The 16,979-nt window shown below is 70.2% G+C and carries 20 protein-coding genes; 10 read left to right on the top strand and 10 right to left on the bottom strand.

Features of this window, described 5'->3' with window-relative positions; translation table 11 throughout:
* The 3 genes from ACN675_RS01830 to ACN675_RS01840 form a co-directional block, all read left to right on the top strand.
* On the top strand, positions 1–820 hold an 820-nt coding region (locus ACN675_RS01830), incomplete at its 5' end, for a biosynthetic peptidoglycan transglycosylase (RefSeq protein ID WP_420749291.1).
* A gap of 68 nt (positions 821–888) precedes the next feature.
* Entirely contained in the window at positions 889–1,638 is a 750-nt protein-coding gene (locus tag ACN675_RS01835) for an SDR family NAD(P)-dependent oxidoreductase (protein WP_197256616.1), read from the top strand.
* 29 nt (positions 1,639–1,667) lie between these two features.
* Positions 1,668–2,714: a DUF2804 domain-containing protein gene (locus tag ACN675_RS01840; protein ID WP_420749292.1), complete on the top strand. Its 1,047-nt coding sequence runs from the start codon at positions 1,668–1,670 to the stop codon at positions 2,712–2,714.
* Positions 2,715–2,728: 14 nt separating this feature from the next.
* Here the strand turns inward: ACN675_RS01840 and ACN675_RS01845 are convergent, their stop codons facing one another.
* Positions 2,729–3,841: a L,D-transpeptidase gene (locus ACN675_RS01845; RefSeq protein ID WP_420749408.1), complete on the bottom strand. Its 1,113-nt coding sequence runs from the start codon at positions 3,839–3,841 to the stop codon at positions 2,729–2,731.
* Between the two features lie 105 nt (positions 3,842–3,946).
* Complete coding sequence (locus tag ACN675_RS01850; protein ID WP_420749293.1) at positions 3,947–5,041, bottom strand: UDP-N-acetylmuramate dehydrogenase; 1,095 nt, start codon at positions 5,039–5,041, stop codon at positions 3,947–3,949.
* 24 nt (positions 5,042–5,065) lie between these two features.
* On the opposite strand from ACN675_RS01850, the gene ACN675_RS01855 reads away from it, so the two are divergent.
* The 3 genes from ACN675_RS01855 to ACN675_RS01865 are packed head-to-tail and all read left to right on the top strand — an operon-like array spanning position 5,066 to position 6,905.
* Complete coding sequence (locus ACN675_RS01855) at positions 5,066–5,572, top strand: DUF2505 domain-containing protein (RefSeq protein ID WP_420749294.1); 507 nt, start codon at positions 5,066–5,068, stop codon at positions 5,570–5,572.
* 42 nt (positions 5,573–5,614) lie between these two features.
* Positions 5,615–6,115 (top strand): DUF2505 domain-containing protein, encoded by a 501-nt coding sequence (locus ACN675_RS01860; protein WP_420749295.1) that lies wholly within the window; start codon positions 5,615–5,617, stop codon positions 6,113–6,115.
* Between the two features lie 13 nt (positions 6,116–6,128).
* The gene (locus ACN675_RS01865; protein ID WP_420749296.1) at positions 6,129–6,905 is read left to right on the top strand and encodes a class I SAM-dependent methyltransferase; all 777 of its coding nucleotides are present in this window, start codon (positions 6,129–6,131) and stop codon (positions 6,903–6,905) included.
* Positions 6,906–6,963: 58 nt separating this feature from the next.
* Here ACN675_RS01865 and ACN675_RS01870 read toward each other — a convergent pair whose 3' ends face one another.
* Complete coding sequence (locus ACN675_RS01870; protein ID WP_197256606.1) at positions 6,964–7,581, bottom strand: type IV toxin-antitoxin system AbiEi family antitoxin domain-containing protein; 618 nt, start codon at positions 7,579–7,581, stop codon at positions 6,964–6,966.
* A 104-nt stretch (positions 7,582–7,685) separates the two neighbouring features.
* Here ACN675_RS01870 and ACN675_RS01875 point away from each other — a divergent pair, with 104 nt between their 5' ends.
* Positions 7,686–8,423, top strand: a complete 738-nt coding sequence (locus ACN675_RS01875; protein ID WP_420749297.1) for a DUF2993 domain-containing protein — start codon at positions 7,686–7,688, stop codon at positions 8,421–8,423.
* Between the two features lie 13 nt (positions 8,424–8,436).
* Here ACN675_RS01875 and deoC read toward each other — a convergent pair whose 3' ends face one another.
* Positions 8,437–9,102, bottom strand: a complete 666-nt coding sequence (gene deoC, locus ACN675_RS01880) for a deoxyribose-phosphate aldolase (RefSeq protein ID WP_420749298.1) — start codon at positions 9,100–9,102, stop codon at positions 8,437–8,439.
* 62 nt (positions 9,103–9,164) lie between these two features.
* Between deoC and ACN675_RS01885 the strand changes: the two genes are divergently transcribed.
* The 3 genes from ACN675_RS01885 to purU are packed head-to-tail and all read left to right on the top strand — an operon-like array spanning position 9,165 to position 11,479.
* Complete coding sequence (locus tag ACN675_RS01885; RefSeq protein ID WP_420749409.1) at positions 9,165–9,689, top strand: GNAT family N-acetyltransferase; 525 nt, start codon at positions 9,165–9,167, stop codon at positions 9,687–9,689.
* A gap of 10 nt (positions 9,690–9,699) precedes the next feature.
* Positions 9,700–10,551, top strand: a complete 852-nt coding sequence (locus ACN675_RS01890) for a class I SAM-dependent methyltransferase (RefSeq protein WP_420749299.1) — start codon at positions 9,700–9,702, stop codon at positions 10,549–10,551.
* Positions 10,552–10,594: 43 nt separating this feature from the next.
* On the top strand, positions 10,595–11,479 hold the full coding sequence (gene purU / locus ACN675_RS01895) for a formyltetrahydrofolate deformylase (protein WP_420749300.1): 885 nt from the start codon (positions 10,595–10,597) through the stop codon (positions 11,477–11,479).
* A 42-nt stretch (positions 11,480–11,521) separates the two neighbouring features.
* On the opposite strand, the gene ACN675_RS01900 is transcribed toward purU, so the two are convergent.
* The 6 genes from ACN675_RS01900 to ACN675_RS01925 all read right to left on the bottom strand — a co-directional run bounded on the left by ACN675_RS01900 (position 11,522) and on the right by ACN675_RS01925 (position 16,967).
* Positions 11,522–13,102 (bottom strand): molybdopterin-dependent oxidoreductase, encoded by a 1,581-nt coding sequence (locus ACN675_RS01900; RefSeq protein ID WP_420749301.1) that lies wholly within the window; start codon positions 13,100–13,102, stop codon positions 11,522–11,524.
* 62 nt (positions 13,103–13,164) lie between these two features.
* Entirely contained in the window at positions 13,165–14,211 is a 1,047-nt protein-coding gene (locus ACN675_RS01905) for an alpha/beta fold hydrolase (RefSeq protein WP_420749302.1), read from the bottom strand.
* Between the two features lie 58 nt (positions 14,212–14,269).
* Positions 14,270–15,172 (bottom strand): AurF N-oxygenase family protein, encoded by a 903-nt coding sequence (locus ACN675_RS01910; protein WP_420749303.1) that lies wholly within the window; start codon positions 15,170–15,172, stop codon positions 14,270–14,272.
* An 80-nt stretch (positions 15,173–15,252) separates the two neighbouring features.
* Positions 15,253–15,543: a DUF2516 family protein gene (locus tag ACN675_RS01915; RefSeq protein ID WP_197256590.1), complete on the bottom strand. Its 291-nt coding sequence runs from the start codon at positions 15,541–15,543 to the stop codon at positions 15,253–15,255.
* An 82-nt stretch (positions 15,544–15,625) separates the two neighbouring features.
* Complete coding sequence (locus ACN675_RS01920; protein ID WP_420749304.1) at positions 15,626–16,456, bottom strand: heparin-binding hemagglutinin; 831 nt, start codon at positions 16,454–16,456, stop codon at positions 15,626–15,628.
* Between the two features lies 1 nt (position 16,457).
* Positions 16,458–16,967, bottom strand: a complete 510-nt coding sequence (locus ACN675_RS01925; protein WP_420749305.1) for a helix-turn-helix domain-containing protein — start codon at positions 16,965–16,967, stop codon at positions 16,458–16,460.
* Positions 16,968–16,979: the final 12 nt, after the last annotated feature.

Raw genomic sequence — 16,979 nt, forward strand, 5'->3', positions numbered from 1 at the left:
CGCCGGGGTCGTGGTGGTGCCGTTGTCCGGGATGGCCGTCGCCGCGGCGTCGTTGCGCTGGTGGACACCGGCACAGTCGAACTTCATGCGGATCGACGACGGGCCCATCGCCTACCAGTACGTCTCGATCGACCACATCAGCCGCTACGTCATCGCGTCCGCCGTCGCCCACGAGGACGACCTGCTCGGACTACGGAAGCAGGCATTCCACTGGGGTGACTTCGCCGACCGCGCCGCCGCCGTCCTGTCCGGCGAGCGTCAGCAGACGTATTCGACGATTCCCCAGCAACTCGCGAAGAACATGTTCTTCACCCCGGACCAGAGCATGCTGCGCAAGGCCGTCGAGGTGGTTCCGTCCGTCGCGTTGCGGGCCACCATGTCCGACGCGCGGATCATGGAGCTGTACCTGAACTACGCGCAGTTCGGCCCCGACCTCTACGGGGTGTGCGCAGCGAGCTGGTACTACTTCGACACGCCACCGTCGGAGATGTACCCCTATCACGCGATGCAGCTGGCCGGGATGCTGCCGAATCCCGAGGACGTCGTGCGGCTGCCCGGCGGTGGCGTCGACACCTCGCCGGACGCCCCGTATCCGAGCGCGGCGTTCCACATCAACGGTGCCGCCAACGTCGACCTGCCGGCCCGCTTCGACGCGTGGGGTGGCTGGCAGAACATCACGGCGTCGCTCGGGATCGAGGACTCCGCAGCCGATCACGCCGACGCCCGCCCGAGCGCGGACTCGTGCTCGACGATGCCCGACTCGGTCCGTGAACGGCTCGCCGTCGAAGATCCCGGCTTCGTCTCCGCCGGGGGCATGTGAGCCCGAGGCCATGTGAGGCGCGGCGCCGCCGCCCGGTGACGGGCACAGGCGCGTCCTAGGATCGACGCATGAGTATCTCCCCAGATTCGCGCGTCGCCGTCGTCACCGGGGCATCGTCCGGCATCGGCGAGGCCACCGCCCGCACTCTCGCCGCGCAGGGCTACCACGTCGTCGTGGGTGCCCGCCGACTCGACCGCCTCGAGAAACTCGCCGAGGAGATCGGCGGCACCGCACTCGAACTCGACGTCACCGACGAGGACTCGGTCACCGCGTTCACCACGGTCCTGCCGCGAGTGGACGTGCTGGTCAACAACGCCGGTGGCGCAAAGGGACTGGCGACGGTCGCCGAGGCCGACGAGGACGACTGGCGCTGGATGTGGGAGACGAACGTCATCGGCACCATGCGCGTGACGAAGGCGCTGCTGCCCAAGCTGATCGAGTCGGGGGACGGCCTGATCGTGACGATCACGTCGGTCGCGGCGTTCGAGGCGTACGACAACGGCTCCGGTTATACCTCCGCCAAGCATGCCCAGGCGGTGGTGCACCGGACGCTGCGCGGTGAGCTGCTCGGCAAACCGGTGCGGCTGACCGAGATCGCCCCCGGCGCCGTCGAAACCGAGTTCTCGCTCGTGCGGTTCGAGGGCGATCAGGAGCGTGCCGACAAGGTGTACGAGGGCATCACGCCGCTCGTCGCACAGGACATCGCCGAGATCATCGGGTTCGTCGCATCGCGTCCGTCGCACGTGAACCTGGACCAGATCATCGTCAAGCCGCGTGATCAGGCGAGCGCAGGCCGGTTCCACCGCGTGAGCAAATAACACCGCATGAGCAACTAACCTCTGGAGGTATGCAGCAGCAGCGTCTTTCGCCCGGGCCACTGCTCGACGACCGCGGCCACCTCGAGCAGGCGGGCTGGGCCACCGCCGAGATCCGCACCTACGACCGGGCGCGGATCTCGGCGTCGCGGCTGCGCATCAAGGAGTGGGACTACTACTGCATCGTCTCCGACCCGACCTCCGACCCCGCTTCCGGTCCGGTCGGTCTCGCACTGACGGTCGCCGACAACGGATACATGGGCCTGGTCGGGTTCAGCTGGCTGGACCTGGCCGTCGGCACGGAAGTCACCGAGAACAAGCTGATCCCGTTCCCGCTCGGCCGGATGCGGATGCCGTCCAGCGCCGATGCCGGCGACGTGGTCGTGCGCCGGGGCGCGTTGCGCGTCGAGTTCCGGCACGAGACGCAGGGGCGCCGGCTGATCGTCGACCATCCGGGCTTCGACGGCGGCCGCGGCCTGTCCGGGGAACTGCTGCTGCAGCAGCCCGCCGACGACCGCATGGTGATCGCGACACCGTTCCCGCGAGCCCCGAAGGCGTTCTACTACAACCAGAAGATCAACTGCCTGCCCGTGGCGGGCACGATCACCGTCCGCGGCGTCCGGCACGAGTTCGACCCGGCGTCGACGTTCGGTGTCCTCGACTGGGGCCGCGGCGTGTGGACCTACGACAACACCTGGTACTGGGGTTCGGCGTCCGGCCTGCACGAGGGAAAGCGGTTCGGCTTCAACATCGGCTACGGCTTCGGCGACACCACCGCCGCCTCGGAGAACATGCTCTTCCACGACGGGGTCGCGCACAAACTCGACCGCGTGCACTTCCACCGTCCGCACGGCACCTACGACGGCGCGCCGTGGCGTTTCACGAGCAACGACAGCCGTTTCGAGATGGACTTCCAGCCGATCGTCGACCGCGCCGCCGACGTCAACGCGCTCGTCGTGCGGTCCACCCAGCATCAGGTGTTCGGGCGGTTCAGCGGGCACGTGCTGCTCGACGACGGCACCCGCCTCGAGATCGAGAACCTGCTCGGTTTCGCCGAGGAGGTCCGCAACCGCTGGTAGACCGCCGCCGGTTTCTACAGCGCGGACATCGACTGCCAGGTCGGCCAGTCCACGGCCCAGTCCCACAGGTCCCCGTCCGCCTCGGACAGGTCGATCGAGGTGCCGCTGACCTCCACCGGATCCCCGTACATCGCGATCGCGAAGTACTCCTGCGCGTCGGACATCGACAGGTTGATGCACCCGTTGGTGACGTTGGAGGCGCCCTGCTGGCCGGTGGTGAGCGGGTTGGCGTGGATGAACTCGCCGTTGTTGGAGATCCGCACTGCCCAGCGCTCGCGCACGTTCTCGTAGTACGGCGGGTTCGACATGAGGAAGTCCTCGTGCTTCTCGGTGACCACGTGGATGCCGCTGCGCGTGACGTTGCGGGCCTCGGAGCCCTCGCCGTAGCTCACCGGAATGTCCATGACCGTCTGCCCGTCGCGCACCACCTGCATGCGGTGGCTCTGCGCGTTCGCGACGACGACCTGGCTGCGGCCGATACCGAAGTCGAGGGTCAGGTCCTCGGCGCCGTATGCGCCGTCGCCGTAGGCGAGTCCGTAGAGCCGCGCGTCCAGGCTCACCGTCGTACCGGGCGCCCAGTACTGCCGGGGCCTCCAGTGCGCCCGCGCGCCGCCGTTGTCGTCGGGCAGCCATGCCCAGGCACCCTCGGTCGGCGGGTTCGTGGTGACGACGAGCGCCTTCTCGACGGCTGCCTTGTCCTCGATCGGACCGTCGAACTGCACGATGATCGGCGCGGCGATCCCCACCTCCTGGCCGTCCGCGATGTTGAGGGTCGCGGAGACCACCTCGTCCGGTTCGACGGTCGAGAAGCTGCCCTCCACCGCGACCTCGTCGCCGTCGGCGGCGATCACGGACCCCGACCATTCGTAGGTCGCGCCGTATCCGAGCGGTTCCGTGACGGTGTAGCTGTGGCCGTCCGCGGCGAGTTCACCGTCGACGACGACCCCGGATGCGGTGTTGGTGAGCGCGATGTCGGTGAGGGTGCCGGTCGCGGTCACCGAAATCGGGTCCGTGGGGGACACGTCGGTGGCACCGTCGGCCGGGTTCGTGGTGACTCCGACGGCCGGTTGCGGATCGCCGGCGATCGCCCCTCCGTCCGAGGTCGAGCAGGCGGCGAGCACCGCCACGAGAGCGAGGCACCAGAGCCACACCAACCGATTTGTCCGTTTACGCAGGTCGTGCACCCTTTTCACGGTACGCGTGGAGCCGGTGTGGCCCGGATCTCGCCTGGTTCAGATCTCGAACCCGACCGGCACCGGTTCCGGTTCGAGCCGCACACCGAACACCTTCTGCACCCCGTCCCGCACCTGCCGGGCCAGCGCGACCAGGTCCGCGGCGGTCGCGTTCCCGCGGTTGGTCAGGGCCAGCGTGTGCTTTGTCGACAGCCGTGCCGGGGCCTCCGCCGACGGGAAGCCCTTGCCGAATCCGGCACGTTCGATGAGCCAGCCGGCGGACAGTTTGGTGCCGCCCTCCGCGGGGAACTGCGGTATCCGCACGTCGGCACCGACCCGGTCGGTGATCGCCGCGAGCACCGAGGGAAGGACGTCGTCGGGCACGACCGGGTTGGTGAAGAACGATCCGGCGCTCCACGTGTCGTGATCGGCCTCGTCGAGCACCATGCCCTTGCCGCGGCGCAACGCCAGCACCTGCTCACGGACCTCCGCGGCCGGCCGGCGTTCACCCTCCTCCGCGCCGAGCGCGGTCGCGAGTTCGCGGTAGCCGAGCGGCGCGCTCGACCCGTCGGGCCGGACCTCGAGCTCGACATCGACGACGAGCGCTGCGTCGGAATGCTTGAGCACACTCGTCCGGTATCCGAGACCCAGGTGTTCCGGGCCCACCCAGCGCACCTCACCGGTCCGGCGGTCGAGCAGCCGCACCCGGCGCAGCACCGACCCGACCTCGACCCCGTACGCCCCGACGTTCTGCACGGGGGTCGCACCGGCGGACCCGGGAATCCCGGACAGTGCCTCGAGGCCGCCGAACCCCGCCGAGACGGTCCGGTCGACGACGTCGTCCCACACCGCGCCGGCTTCGATGCGCACCGTGTCGGTGTCGAGTTCGACGCCGGTGGTCGCGATCTTCACCACGACACCGGCGAATCCCGCGTCGCCGACGACGAGGTTGGATCCGCCGGCCAGGATCAGCGTCGGCACCTGCTCGGCGTCGAGCAGGCGTACGACGTCGACGAGAACGTCGGTGGTGGCGCATTCGGCCAGGATTCGGGCGGGTCCGCCGAGCCGCAGCGTCGTCAGGGTCGACAGCGGCACCTGCTCGGACACCGTGGCTCCCGACTCGGCGAGGCGAGTAGCGATACGTGGATCGGGCACCAGCAAACGGTAGCGTGACGAGCCATGGGCACCCCTATCGACCATTCCGCGCACTACGAGTTCCCCGCCGCGAGCGTGCACGCGGCGCTCGTCGACCCGGAATACTGGCGTGAGCGCCTGGCACGGGTCGGCGGCCCCGGCGCCACCATCGAAGACGTGAAGACCGCCGCCGGAACGATCGACCTGCACATGACGCAGGCCATCCCCGCCGAGCACCTGCCGAGCGTGGTCACCAGCCTCCGGCCCGGCGACCTGGTCATCCACCGGCACGAATCGTGGGAGCCGCTCGACGGCGAGCGTGCCCGCGGCCGGTTCTCCGCCGGTGTCGACGGGATGCCCGGCAAGGTCGAGGGTGCCTTCACGCTCGCGCCGGGCCGGACCGGAACGGTCGTCGAGATCGACGGCGAGGTCGAGGTGAAGATCCCGTTCCTCGGCGGGAAGATCGAGGGCATGATCGTCGAGCAACTCGTCGAACTGTTCGACGCCGAGCAGGAGTTCACAGCCGGCTGGCTGGGCCGATCCGGCTCCTGACGATTTCCGCGTGACCGGGGCGAACCGGTACCCTGGCCCGCTGTGGCACGGCGCATGAACTACTCCGCCCGCTATCCGTATCCGGCGGAGCGGGTGTACGAGGCGCTGCGCGACCCGGCCCACTGGGAAGCCCGGATGGTGGAGATGCGCAAGTATTCGCAGAACCACGTGGAGTCGTTCGAGGCGTCGGATTCCGGCATCTCGCTGGTGCTGCACCACATCCTGCCCCGGTCCGAACTGCCGGAGATCGCGCAGACGGTGATGAAGAAGGACCTGGTCATCACCCGCAAGGAGTCGTACGGCCCCTTCGACGGGAAAGCCACCGGACGCTACGAGGCGTCGATCCCGGCCGGCCCGGGCAGCCTCACCGGCACGATGGAACTGTTCGCCGGCGACGGCGGGTGCACGCTGCGCACGACGTCGGAGGCGAAGGTGCATCTGCCGTTCATCGGCGGCAAGCTCGAAGAGCTGATGCTGCAGAACCTCGTCGACCTGTTCCGCACCGAAGCGGAGATCACGGCCGACTGGCTGGCAGGACAGTAGGCCGGTCCCGACAGTGCGAACGCTACGCCCGGAAGGTGTCGTCACCCGCGGCACCACCGGCATCAACCGGCTGCGCCGCAGCGACCGCTGGGCCGTGCACCATTCCGGCATCGCCCGCGTCCTGCGGTCGGCACCGGATCCGCTGGTCGTCGATCTCGGCTACGGCGCGATGCCGGTGACCACTCTGGAACTGGCGTCGCGGCTGCGAACCGTGCGCCCCGACGTGCGGATGGTCGGCCTCGAGATCGACCCCGAGCGGGTGGTCCCCGGCCGCGACGGAGTCCGCTTCGCGCGCGGTGGCTTCGAGCTGGCCGGGTTGCGACCGGTGCTGGTCCGCGCGTTCAACGTGCTGCGGCAGTACCCGGAGGACGCGGTCGCACCCGTGTGGGAGCGATTGCGGTCGGGGCTGGCACCGGGCGGTCTGCTCATCGACGGCACGTGTGACGAACTGGGCCGGCGCTGCGCGTGGGTGCTGCTGGACCGCGACGGTCCGCGCAGCCTGACGCTGGCGTGGAGTCCGTTCCACATCGACACCCCGTCCGACCTGGCCGAGCGGTTGCCGAAGGCGCTGATCCACCGCAATGTTCCCGGCGAGCGGATCCACGACCTGCTGCAGGCCGCCGATCGGGCGTGGGCGACCGCCGCTCCGCATGCCGCGTTCGGGCCGCGCGTCCGCTGGCGGGCCACGCTCGAGCTGCTGCGCGGGCAGGGAATTCCGGTTGCCCCGCAGCGTCGCCGGCTGCGCGACTGCGTGCTGACGGTGCCGTGGGAGGCGGTCGCCCCGGCGTAGGTGCGCTACGCGCCGGTGTGCCTTTCCGGCGGCCCCGGGCGCCACAGAGGCACACGACTCAGCCGGCCGCCAGCAGCGCGAGTTCGATGCGGTCGGCGACCGCGGCCGGTTGATTCGCGACCGCCGCGTGCAGCTGGTCGGAATCGACACGACCGATCGCGAGGGCGTCACCGACCAGTTCGTCGAGCACCTCCTGGGACACACCACCGGCGGCGAGATCGACGGCGGTGCGGGCGGGGGTGGTCACGCGGAAGCACCCGACCATCTCGCAGTCCTCGTTCGACAACGCCCGATGGTGCAGCGCGAGCCGGTTGCTCGGCACGGTGCGCTGATCGAGCGTCGACAGGTGCAGGAACCGCGGTTGCAGGTGCCCCATCGCGTGCAGTTCCGCGGCGCTCTGGTGCGACACGACCGCGGCACCCTCGTACCAGGCACACCACTGCGCGAACTCGTCGAACTTCGTGCGGGGGCTCTCGGCGAGCCGGAACAGGTCGTTCTCGACGCGCATCCACAGCCCCGCATCGATGCGCGTGACGAACGCGTCCGCGTCGATGCCATGCCCGATCGCCTGTCGGGCGGTGAAGAATCCGGCCTGCGTCAGTGCGAGCCGACGGAGCGCTTCGTCCGCATCGGCTCGCCCGGAGGCCCCGTATCCAGAACCCGTCCAGCTCGTCATGCCGCCAACAGTACCGAACAATTGTGGTCCAGCTCACAAATTCCGGGGCAGCTCGCCGCGCGCGGCTCAGAAGATCCTCAGAGTTGTCGGAAACAATCGGGCTCATGCCCAACTCGAAGCGCTCCACTCTCGCCACCGTCGCCGCCGTGGTCGTCGTCGCGCTCGTCGCGGTGCTCGTCGGCGCCGAGGTCTATGTCCGCAACCGCGCGACGACGTGCCTCGCACAATCGCTCGAATCCGAACTGGGAACCGGCGTCGACGTCGATCTCAGCTGGAAACCGGTGTTGCTGCAGGTGATCGACAAGAAGGTTCCGTCGGTGACGCTCGACAGCGACGACACCGCGTTCGGTCCCGCGAAGGAGATGACCGTCCACGCCGTGGCGAAGGACGTCGATCTGAACGCGACGGCCGACAGCGCCGGCACGATCGGCAGCTCCCGCGCCGACGTCGTGTGGCCCGCCACCGGCATTCTCGCGACCGTTCAGAGCCAGGGCCTCGGCTCTCTCGTCACCGCCGTCACCCCCGACGCCGACGCGGGCACCCTGCGGTTCACCGTCGGCGGTGCCGGTCTCGCCGAGTTCACGGTGCGCCCGGTCGTGCAGAACGGCGTGGTCTCGGTCGAGACCGTCGACGCGTCCGTGCTGGGTTTCGGTCTGCCGACCGCGCTCGTCGACGGTGTCGTGCAGATCCTCGCGACCGGTCTGCAGCAGTATCCGCTCGGCATGCAGGCCACCGCGGTCGCAGTCGACGACAACGGTGTGAACCTCACCCTCGAGGGCGGCCGCTTCACGATGCCGGCCCCGCAGGAAGGTCAGCAGCAGGAGAGCTGCGGCCTGATCTGAGGGAACCGCACGCTCAGTCCGGCAGTCCGTCGAGCACGGCCCGGGACGACGACAGGCCGAGCCGGGTGGCGCCGGCGTCGATCATCTCCAGCGCCGCCTCGGCCGTGCGGATGCCGCCGCTGGCCTTGACGCCGAGCCGGCCACCGACCGTCTCGGCCATCAACCGCACCGCGTGCGCCGACGCCCCGCCCGCCGGATGGAACCCGGTCGACGTCTTCACGAAGTTCGCACCGGCGCGTTCGGCGGCGCGGCACGCTTCGACGATCGCATCGTCGGACAGCACCGCGGATTCGATGATGACCTTGAGGACGGGGTCGAAACCGATCGCCTCGCGGACGGTGAGGATGTCGGCGAGCACCGCGTTCCAGTCCCCCGCGACCGCCGCGCCCACGTCGATGACCATGTCGACCTCCCGCGCACCCTGTTCGACGGCCAGCCGCGCCTCGGCGCCCTTGACCAGCGAATGATGCTTGCCCGAGGGGAATCCCGCGACGGTCGCGACGGTGACGCCCTCGGCGCGCAGCGGCAGCATCGACGGGGACACGCACACCGCGTACACCCCGAGTTCGACGGCCTCGTCGACGAGCGCGCGCACGTCGGCGGCGGACGCCTCCGGCTTGAGCAGGGTGTGATCGATCATTGCGGCGACCTGGGCGCGGGTGTGTGCGGTGTCCGGCATGCCGCCAGCCTCCCACACCTCTCCTGCCGCCCTGCCCCGCGGAATACGGGACGATGGTCGGCGTGCTGATCCGCCGCGAACTTCCCGCCGACGTCGACGCGATCGCCGAGGTGCATCGCTCGGCATTCGCGCCGCTCACCCCGCCCGGGTCCGAGCCGGTCGAGGCGGGCCTCGTTGCGGCGCTGCGGGCGAGCAGCGCGTGGATTCCGGCGCTGTCCCTGGTCGCCGAGGACCGCGACGGCACCGTCGCCGGCCACGTGGTCGCGACACGCGGCACGATCGAGTCCGCTCCCGCCCTCGGTCTCGGGCCGCTCGGCGTGCGACCGGACCTGCAGCGCACGGGCGTCGGCGCGGCCCTGATGCACGCGGTGCTCGGGGCCGCCGATGCCCTGGACGAATCGGTCGTGGTGCTGCTCGGCCACCTCGACTACTACCCGCGGTTCGGGTTCGTGCCGGCCGCGGACCTGGGCATCGCCCCGGACGTGGCGGAGTGGGCGCCGCACTTCCAGGCCCGCGCGCTGACCGCCCACCGACCCGGTGTGCGCGGTGTGTTCCGGTACGCCCCACCGTTCTACGAGATCGGCTAGCGTTTCGGGCATGGCCGATCCGATCGATCAGGTGGCCCGCACGTTCGACGACGCGAGCGACCGGTTCGACCGCCTGACCGCGACCGTGTGGGGCCCGGCCGGGCAGTCGCTCGTGTTCGCTCTCCGCCTTCACCCCGGCGACACCGTCCTCGACGCGTGCTGTGGTGCCGGTGCGTCCGCGTTGCCGGCGGCCGCGGCGGTCGGCCCGACCGGACGGGTCCACGCCGTCGACGTCGCCGCCGACCTGCTCGAACTGGGCCGGTTGACCGCCGAGGACCGCGCCCTGCAGAACATCGACTTCGTGTGCGCCGACGCCACCACGTGGGAGCCGCCGTCGTCGGTTCCGGAGGCCGGATACGACGCGCTCGCCGTCTCCTACGGGGTGTTCTTCCTTCCCCACATGGACGCGAGTTTCGCGCGGCTGGTCGGCCTGGTCCGGCACGGCGGCCGGGTCGGGGTGACGGTGTGGCGGGCCGGCGCGATGACCGAGTTCACCGCCGTGGTGTTCGACGTCGCCGCCCGCTACTCCCCCGAGATGACCGACCGCTTGTCGCTCCGCGATCGCACGCCGTTGCACCGCATCGACACCCCGGAGACACTCGAGGCGTGGCTCGCCGCCGCGGGATGTCACTCCGTCCAGGTGGACGTGATGCCGAATCTGTTGCCCGCCGCCGACGACCTGTGCTGGAACCTCGTGGTGGGCACCGGATTGCACAGCGTTCTCGACGGACTCGACGAACCCGCCGTGGAGGCGCTGCGGCGGGATCTGCTGACCGAGATCACCGAGCGCGGCCTGCACACGATCGACGCGACCACCCTGGTCGGCACCGCGACCGTGCGACGTCCCCCGGCGACCGTCTGACCGGCGGACCGGCACACCGAACGCACCTGAGACAATCGGCGGCATGACCGCTGCTTCGACGGACGACCGCCGTTACGTTCTGACCCTCGGCTGCCCGGACACCACCGGCATCGTGGCCCGCATCGCCACCTTCCTCGCCGAGGTGGGCGGTTCCATCGTCGAAGCGGCCTACCACGCCGACCAGGACAGCGGCTGGTTCTTCACGCGGCAGGCGGTGCGCGCCTCGTCCATCCCGTTCGGGATCGACGAACTGCGGGAGAAGTTCGCGGTCGTCGCCGAGCAGATCGGTCCGGAAACCGAGTGGACGCTGTCGGACACCGGCGAGACCAAGCGCGTCGTGCTGTTGGTGAGCAAGGAAGCGCACTGCCTGCACGACATCCTGGGACGCGTGGCGGCCGGCGAGCTCAAGGCCGAGATCTGCGCGGTCGTCGGGAACCACCCCGAACTCGAGACGGTCGCGAAGCGGCACGGCATCGACTACCACTACGTGTCGTTCCCCAAGGACCCGGCCGAGCGTGGACCGGCGTTCGAGCAGGTGCGCAAACTCGTCGACGTGCACGACCCGCACGCGGTGGTGCTGGCCCGGTTCATGCAGGTGCTCCCCTCCTCGCTGTGCGAGCACTGGGCCGGGCGGGCCATCAACATCCACCACAGCTTCCTACCGTCGTTCATCGGTGCCCGCCCCTACCACCAGGCGTTCACCCGCGGCGTGAAGCTGATCGGCGCGACCTGCCACTACGTGACCGCCGAACTCGACGCGGGCCCGATCATCGAGCAGGACGTGATCCGCGTCGGACACGGCGACACGGTCAGCGACATGGTGCGTCAGGGCCGTGACGTCGAGAAGCTCGTGCTGGCCCGTGGTCTGCGCTGGCATCTCGAGGACCGGGTGCTGGTGCACGGCCGCAAGACCGTGGTTTTCAACTGATCGGTCTTCAACCGATCGGTCTTCGCCCGACCGGGACCGCCGTCACGCGACAACCGTGACGGTCCGGCTGTGCAGGCCGGTTGCCCCGTCCGGGACCGGCGGACGCCGCTCTTCGTCCTGCACTGCCCCGGTGCCGTCGACGGCCCGGACCTCGAGCGTGTGCTCGCCGGGGCTCGCGTCCCACACCCACCGCCACTGACGCCAGGTGTCCACCGAATACTCGGGGGCCGGTTCCGCCTCCTGCCAGGGACCGCCGTCCACGCGGATCTGGATCCGGCCGATCCCGCGATGCTGCGCCCACGCGGTGCCGGCCACGACGACGGGCCCGGCCGTGAGCCGCGCGGATCGAGCCGGCACGTCGATCCGTGAGGCGGTGCGGATCGGTCCCTTCGCGGCCCAGCCGCGCCGCGTCCAGTAGGCTTCCGCGCGGTCGAACCGGGTCAGCTCCCAGTCGACGACCCACTTCGTCGCCGAGACGTAGCCGTAGAGCCCGGGCACCACCTGCCGCGCCGGATAGCCGTGCTGGAGAGGGAGCGGATCGCCGTTCATCGCGACGGCGAGGAGCGCGTCCCGACCGTCGCGCAGCACCTCGACCGGTGTTCCGACGGTGAACCCGTCGACGCTGGTGGACAGCAGCATGTCGGCATCGGGGTGGACTCCGACACGGTCGAGGATGTCCGCGATGCGGTAACCGGTCCAGCGGGCGTTGCCGGCGAGGTCGCCGCCGACCTCGTTGGACACGCACGTCAGCGTCACCACTCGCTCGACGGTCTCGAATCCGGCGAGATCGTCCCAGGTGAGCGTCGTCTCCCGATCCACCATGCCGTGGATGCGCAGCCGCCAGTCCGCGGTGGTGAGGCGCGGCACCTGCAGCGCGGTGTCGATCCGGTAGAAGTCGCGGTTCGTCGTGACGAAGGAGGTGGCGCCGGGCACCGCGCGCGGTCCGGTCGTCAGGTCGGCGCCGGGCGGAATCGCCGGTGCCGCGTCCGCGGCGAGGGGCACCCGGAACCGGTCGCGGTCCTCGAGCACCACCGCCAGCCGATCCGCGAGATACCGGCCGACGGCACCGGCCGCGACCGCGACCGCAACGCCCGCGCCCAGGACCACCAGGAAGCGCCGGCGGTCCAGGTTCGGCGACGCCGGATCCTCTCCCCGCGGCGTCCACAGCGCCCGGATCGCGAACTGCAGGAACAGCATTCCCACGACGACGGCGATCACCGTCGGGACCGCAGCGGTCGCGGTCGCCTCGGGCCGGTGCAGCGCCGCGTACACCCCGACCGCCCCGAGCGCCGCGAGCAGCGCTCCGCCGTAGGGGCGCCGGGGCCGTTCGATCAGCCCGGCGACGACCGCACACACCGCGAGCAGCACCGACATGCCGACGAACAGCGCCGGCTTGTCGGCGGTGCCGAACGTGCCGATCGCGAATTCGCGGGCCCAGGCGGGTGCCCGATCGACGGTCGTGCCGCCGACCGCGAAGAACGGCGACGCATCCGGATCGGTCACTGCGGCCAGCAGCTCACCGACCCCGAGGACGACGAGGACCGCGACGACGCCGGTCGCCGCCCGCGAGAGCATCCCCGGCGAGCCGGTGCTCGGTGGTCGGGTGCTCGGCGGTGTGGCCATGGCGATCCTCCGGTGTGTCACCGAGGGTTCGGACCCGCAGCCCCGTCGGATGGGCCGGAGGTTCAGCCGCGGACGAGCTGAGCGGCGCGTTCGAACAGATGCTGCAGTTCGGAGTTGAACACGTCGATCGCCTCGACCGAGCTCATGTGCCCGATGCCGTCGACGACGACGAGATGCTCGAGGTTGCCGGCTTCGTCGAGTTCAGCGGCGAGGCGATGCGCGTGGCTCGGCGGAGTGAGCCGGTCGGCGGTGCCCACGAGGACGGTCGTCGGGACGGTGAGGTTCGCCAGACCCTCGTGGACGTCGAGGGCGCTGAGCGCGACACCCCAGCCGCCGCGGGTGCGGGGCGGACAGCCGAGCACGATCTTCTCGCAGAAAGCGACCGCGGCGGGTGTCGCGTTCGGTGACAGAGCGACGTACTTGAGCGCGCGGGTCGTGACCGGAGACGCGACGAGCGGCACGGTGGCGCCCATCAACCGGCGTGCGACGGGCACCGGGACACGGGGTGCACGCTGCGGAAGCGGCACGATCGTCGACGCCGCGACCAGGTTGTCCATGCCGGTGCTCGCGAGCAGGACGCCCGAGACCCGGTCGCGGACCTGCCCGGGATGCCGTTCCGCCCACGCCATGATGCTGATACCGCCCATGCTGTGGCCGGCGAGCACCGCCGTGCGGCCGGCCGGGACGGTCGCGGCGAGCACCGCGGCGAGGTCGTCCGCGAGCACGTCGGGCCCGAAGACGCGGCTGCCGACGTCGCTGCGCCCGTGTCCCCGCTGGTCGTAGACGACGACACGGTACTGCTCGGCGAACGCGTTGATCTGCGGTGTCCAGAATTCGGTGGAGCAGGTCCAGCCGTGGCTCAGCACGAGGACGTCGGCGTCGGGATCGCCGTAGGCGCGGACGTGCAGGCGCGCACCGTCGTCCGTGACGACCTCGACCTCCTCGTGCAGGACCTGCGGTTCCGCCAGCAGGGCTTCGCTGGGATCCCCGACCGTCACGACGCTCCGGGCTGCCGTGCTCCTGCGACGGGCCGCCACGGCTCCCAGTGCGGCACCGGTGGTGACGAGTCCGGCGACCGCGAGCGCGGTCCGGCGTGAGGGCTTCTTCACCTGTGTTCTTCTCCGATCTGGTGTGGCGGTACTCGGTACTGCTGGGTCGGTCAGAGGGTCAGAGGATGTGTGCGCGGCGCAGCAGCGCGGTCGAGGGGCCGCCGATCAGCCCCACCCCGTCGAGGAATTCGACGGTGCGGCGCGAGGCGTTGCGGATCCGGTCGTGGTAGTGGGCATTGCCCCGGGCAGCGGCCCTGGCCTCGTCGACGTCCAGGCCCGCCGCCGCGTAGACGCGCGGGTTCACCAGGTTCGTGACGATGAAGTACGCAGAGACTCCGAGGTGCATCCTGATCCAGGCCCGTTCGGCGCGGGACGCGTCGCGCATGCGGCGGGCCGTCTCCTCACGGGCGTAGCGGATGTGCCGGGATTCCTCGATCACGTGGATCCGGCTCACGGTCCGCGTGATGGGCTGGACGCGCTCGTCGCGCATGAAGTCGCGCTGCATCGCGTCGAGGATCTCCTCGGCGAACAGTGCCCCGCCGAAGGCGAGTGCGCCCCCGGCCACGGCCTTGAACGCGCGTCCGGATTCGCGGACCCAGCGCGGCGGCCGGTACGAGGGGACGCCGAAGTGCTGCGCGGATCGGGCGAACATCGTCGAGTGCCGGCATTCGTCGGCGATCTCGGTGAGGCCGAACTGCACGTAGGGCGTGGCGGGGTCGTGTCGGTAGAGATCCCGCACGAGCATCTGCATGAGGATCATCTCGAACCAGATGCCGGTGCCTGCGATGCTGGCGGCTTCGTGCCGGGTCAGGGTGATGCGCTGGTCCTCGGTCATGCGGTCCCACAGCTCGGTGCCGTAGAGACTGGACCATTCGGGACTCATGCCGTACTTGTCCGGCGGGATCGGAGCATCCCAGTCGATCTCGATCCCGGGATCGAAGGACGAGCGTGAAGCGGATTCGAGCAGCCGCGCGGCGGTGTCCTGCCGGTCACCGGTGCGGAAGGGTCGGGTGAGCGTCACGGCGATCACCTCGTCTCGGAAAATTTAGCCGTAACTCCGAGTGTCACTATCTGGCCGTCCGGTGTCAAGGACGGCAGGGGTCACCAGCGCGGGCGCTGCACCTCTTCCACGCGCGGCCGTACGTCCACCAGGTACACACACACCGCGACGACCCCGACGATGCCCAGCATCCCGATGGCCCCGAACAGGAACAGCACGACCAGCGCCACGGCGAGGATCCCGACCCACACCGGCTTGGTGAGCTTGTCGACGGCGGGGAATGCTTCCGCCGGCTGACGCACCGCGTGGACGAGCGCGAACACCGCACCTGCGATCGCGAGGATCTGCAGGGCGAAGAGGATCAAACCGGCGAGAGAATCGACATTCGGCACTCCTCCATCCTACGAGCATCGGCTCCCGTGCACCGTGGCACGGGAGCCGATACTCCGATGGTCTACCGGAAGGGAGCCCTGATCAGGCGCCGGTGGTCTTGCGCGGGGCCGCCTTCTTGGCCGGGGCCTTCGCCGCGGACTTGGCGGGCGCCTTGGCCGCGGTGGCCTTGGCCGGGGCGGCCTTGGCGGCAGGCTTCGCCGGAGCAGCCTTCTCCGTCACGGACTTGGCCGCCTCGTCCACCTCCAGAGCGGCGACCTCGACGCGGTCGGCAGCCTCGTCGGCAACCTCTTCGGCCTGGTCCGCGAGCTCGAGGACCCGCAGCGCGGCCTCGTCACCGGCGTCGGCGATGGCGTCGCCGACCTCCGAAGCGGTCTCGGAGATGCGGCCGGCAGCGAGGCCGGCGAGCTTCGCGGCCCGCTCCCCGACGGCGCGGGTCTGACGGGCAACGGTGCCGAGGGCGTCCTCGGTCAGGTCGACGGCGTCACCGAACGCAGCCTCGGCGCGCTCGAGGCCCTCTTCGACCGCGGGCTGCTTGCGAAGGCGCTCGACAGTCTCCTCACCACGTTCGGCGAGCGAGGTGTACAGGTCGGACGCGACCTTCAGGTACGCCTCGGCGACCTTGCGCAGCTCCTCGGGGGTGAACTTCTCGCGCAGTTCCGCGAGCTCCTCGGGCAGCTCGGACGGCAGGCCGGCGAGACGCTCGCGCAGCGATTCGACGGTCTCGGTCAGGTCGCCGGGCAGGGCGAGAAGCTTCTCGCGGGCGGTGTCGACGCGCTCGTTGACGTCGGCGCGGTTGGTTTCGGCGCGCTCACGCACCTGAGCGACGACGTCTGCGACGGCCTGGACGACGGCGTCGCCCGCGCCGACGGCGGCGTAGAGGGAATTGCGAATGGAGACATTGGGATCGGTCATGTCATTTCTCCTGTTCATCGGGGTCGGTCTCGTTCCGGTCGGCGGTCCCGGACTCGATGTCCGGCGCCGGCCCGGGCGGGGCGGACTCGTTCTCGCGACAGAACGAGTCGTAGATGTCGAGCAGGACCTGCTTCTGCCGCTCGGTGAGAGCGGTATCGGCAAGCAGCGCGTCACGTACCGCGCTCTGCGGGCGCTGCTCGAGAATCCCGGCCCGCACGTAGAGAACCTCCGCGGACAACCGGAGGCCCTTCGCGATCTGCCCGAGCACCTCCGCGGAGGGCTTGCGGAGCCCACGTTCGATCTGGCTGAGATAGGGATTGCTGACGCCGGCGAGCTGCGACAACTGCCGCAACGACACCTGCGCCGCCTCGCGCTGGGCGCGGATGAACCCGCCGATGTCCTGCGCTGCGGAGTTCACGACTCGCGATGCGAGATCGCTCGGTCCGCCGGTTCCGGATCCCTCACCGTCCGGCCTCTCGACCGGCGCGGTGTCCCCTTCGTTCGTGGGCATGACCCCAGCATA

This window comes from Rhodococcus sp. O3 (assembly GCF_048897285.1).
GTDB lineage: Bacteria > Actinomycetota > Actinomycetes > Mycobacteriales > Mycobacteriaceae > Rhodococcus.

What these genes read in the sequence shown, in the direction of transcription:
- ACN675_RS01835 (WP_197256616.1), top strand. Translation starts at nt 889, where the DNA reads ATGAGTATCTCCCCAGATTCGCGCGTCGCCGTCGTCACCGGGGCATCG.
- ACN675_RS01840 (WP_420749292.1), top strand. Translation starts at nt 1,668, where the DNA reads ATGCAGCAGCAGCGTCTTTCGCCCGGGCCACTGCTCGACGACCGCGGC.
- ACN675_RS01855 (WP_420749294.1), top strand. Translation starts at nt 5,066, where the DNA reads ATGGGCACCCCTATCGACCATTCCGCGCACTACGAGTTCCCCGCCGCG.
- ACN675_RS01870 (WP_197256606.1), bottom strand. Translation starts at nt 7,581, where the DNA reads ATGACGAGCTGGACGGGTTCTGGATACGGGGCCTCCGGGCGAGCCGAT.
- ACN675_RS01875 (WP_420749297.1), top strand. Translation starts at nt 7,686, where the DNA reads ATGCCCAACTCGAAGCGCTCCACTCTCGCCACCGTCGCCGCCGTGGTC.
- deoC (WP_420749298.1), bottom strand. Translation starts at nt 9,102, where the DNA reads ATGCCGGACACCGCACACACCCGCGCCCAGGTCGCCGCAATGATCGAT.
- ACN675_RS01890 (WP_420749299.1), top strand. Translation starts at nt 9,700, where the DNA reads ATGGCCGATCCGATCGATCAGGTGGCCCGCACGTTCGACGACGCGAGC.
- purU (WP_420749300.1), top strand. Translation starts at nt 10,595, where the DNA reads ATGACCGCTGCTTCGACGGACGACCGCCGTTACGTTCTGACCCTCGGC.
- ACN675_RS01900 (WP_420749301.1), bottom strand. Translation starts at nt 13,102, where the DNA reads ATGGCCACACCGCCGAGCACCCGACCACCGAGCACCGGCTCGCCGGGG.
- ACN675_RS01920 (WP_420749304.1), bottom strand. Translation starts at nt 16,456, where the DNA reads ATGACCGATCCCAATGTCTCCATTCGCAATTCCCTCTACGCCGCCGTC.
- ACN675_RS01925 (WP_420749305.1), bottom strand. Translation starts at nt 16,967, where the DNA reads ATGCCCACGAACGAAGGGGACACCGCGCCGGTCGAGAGGCCGGACGGT.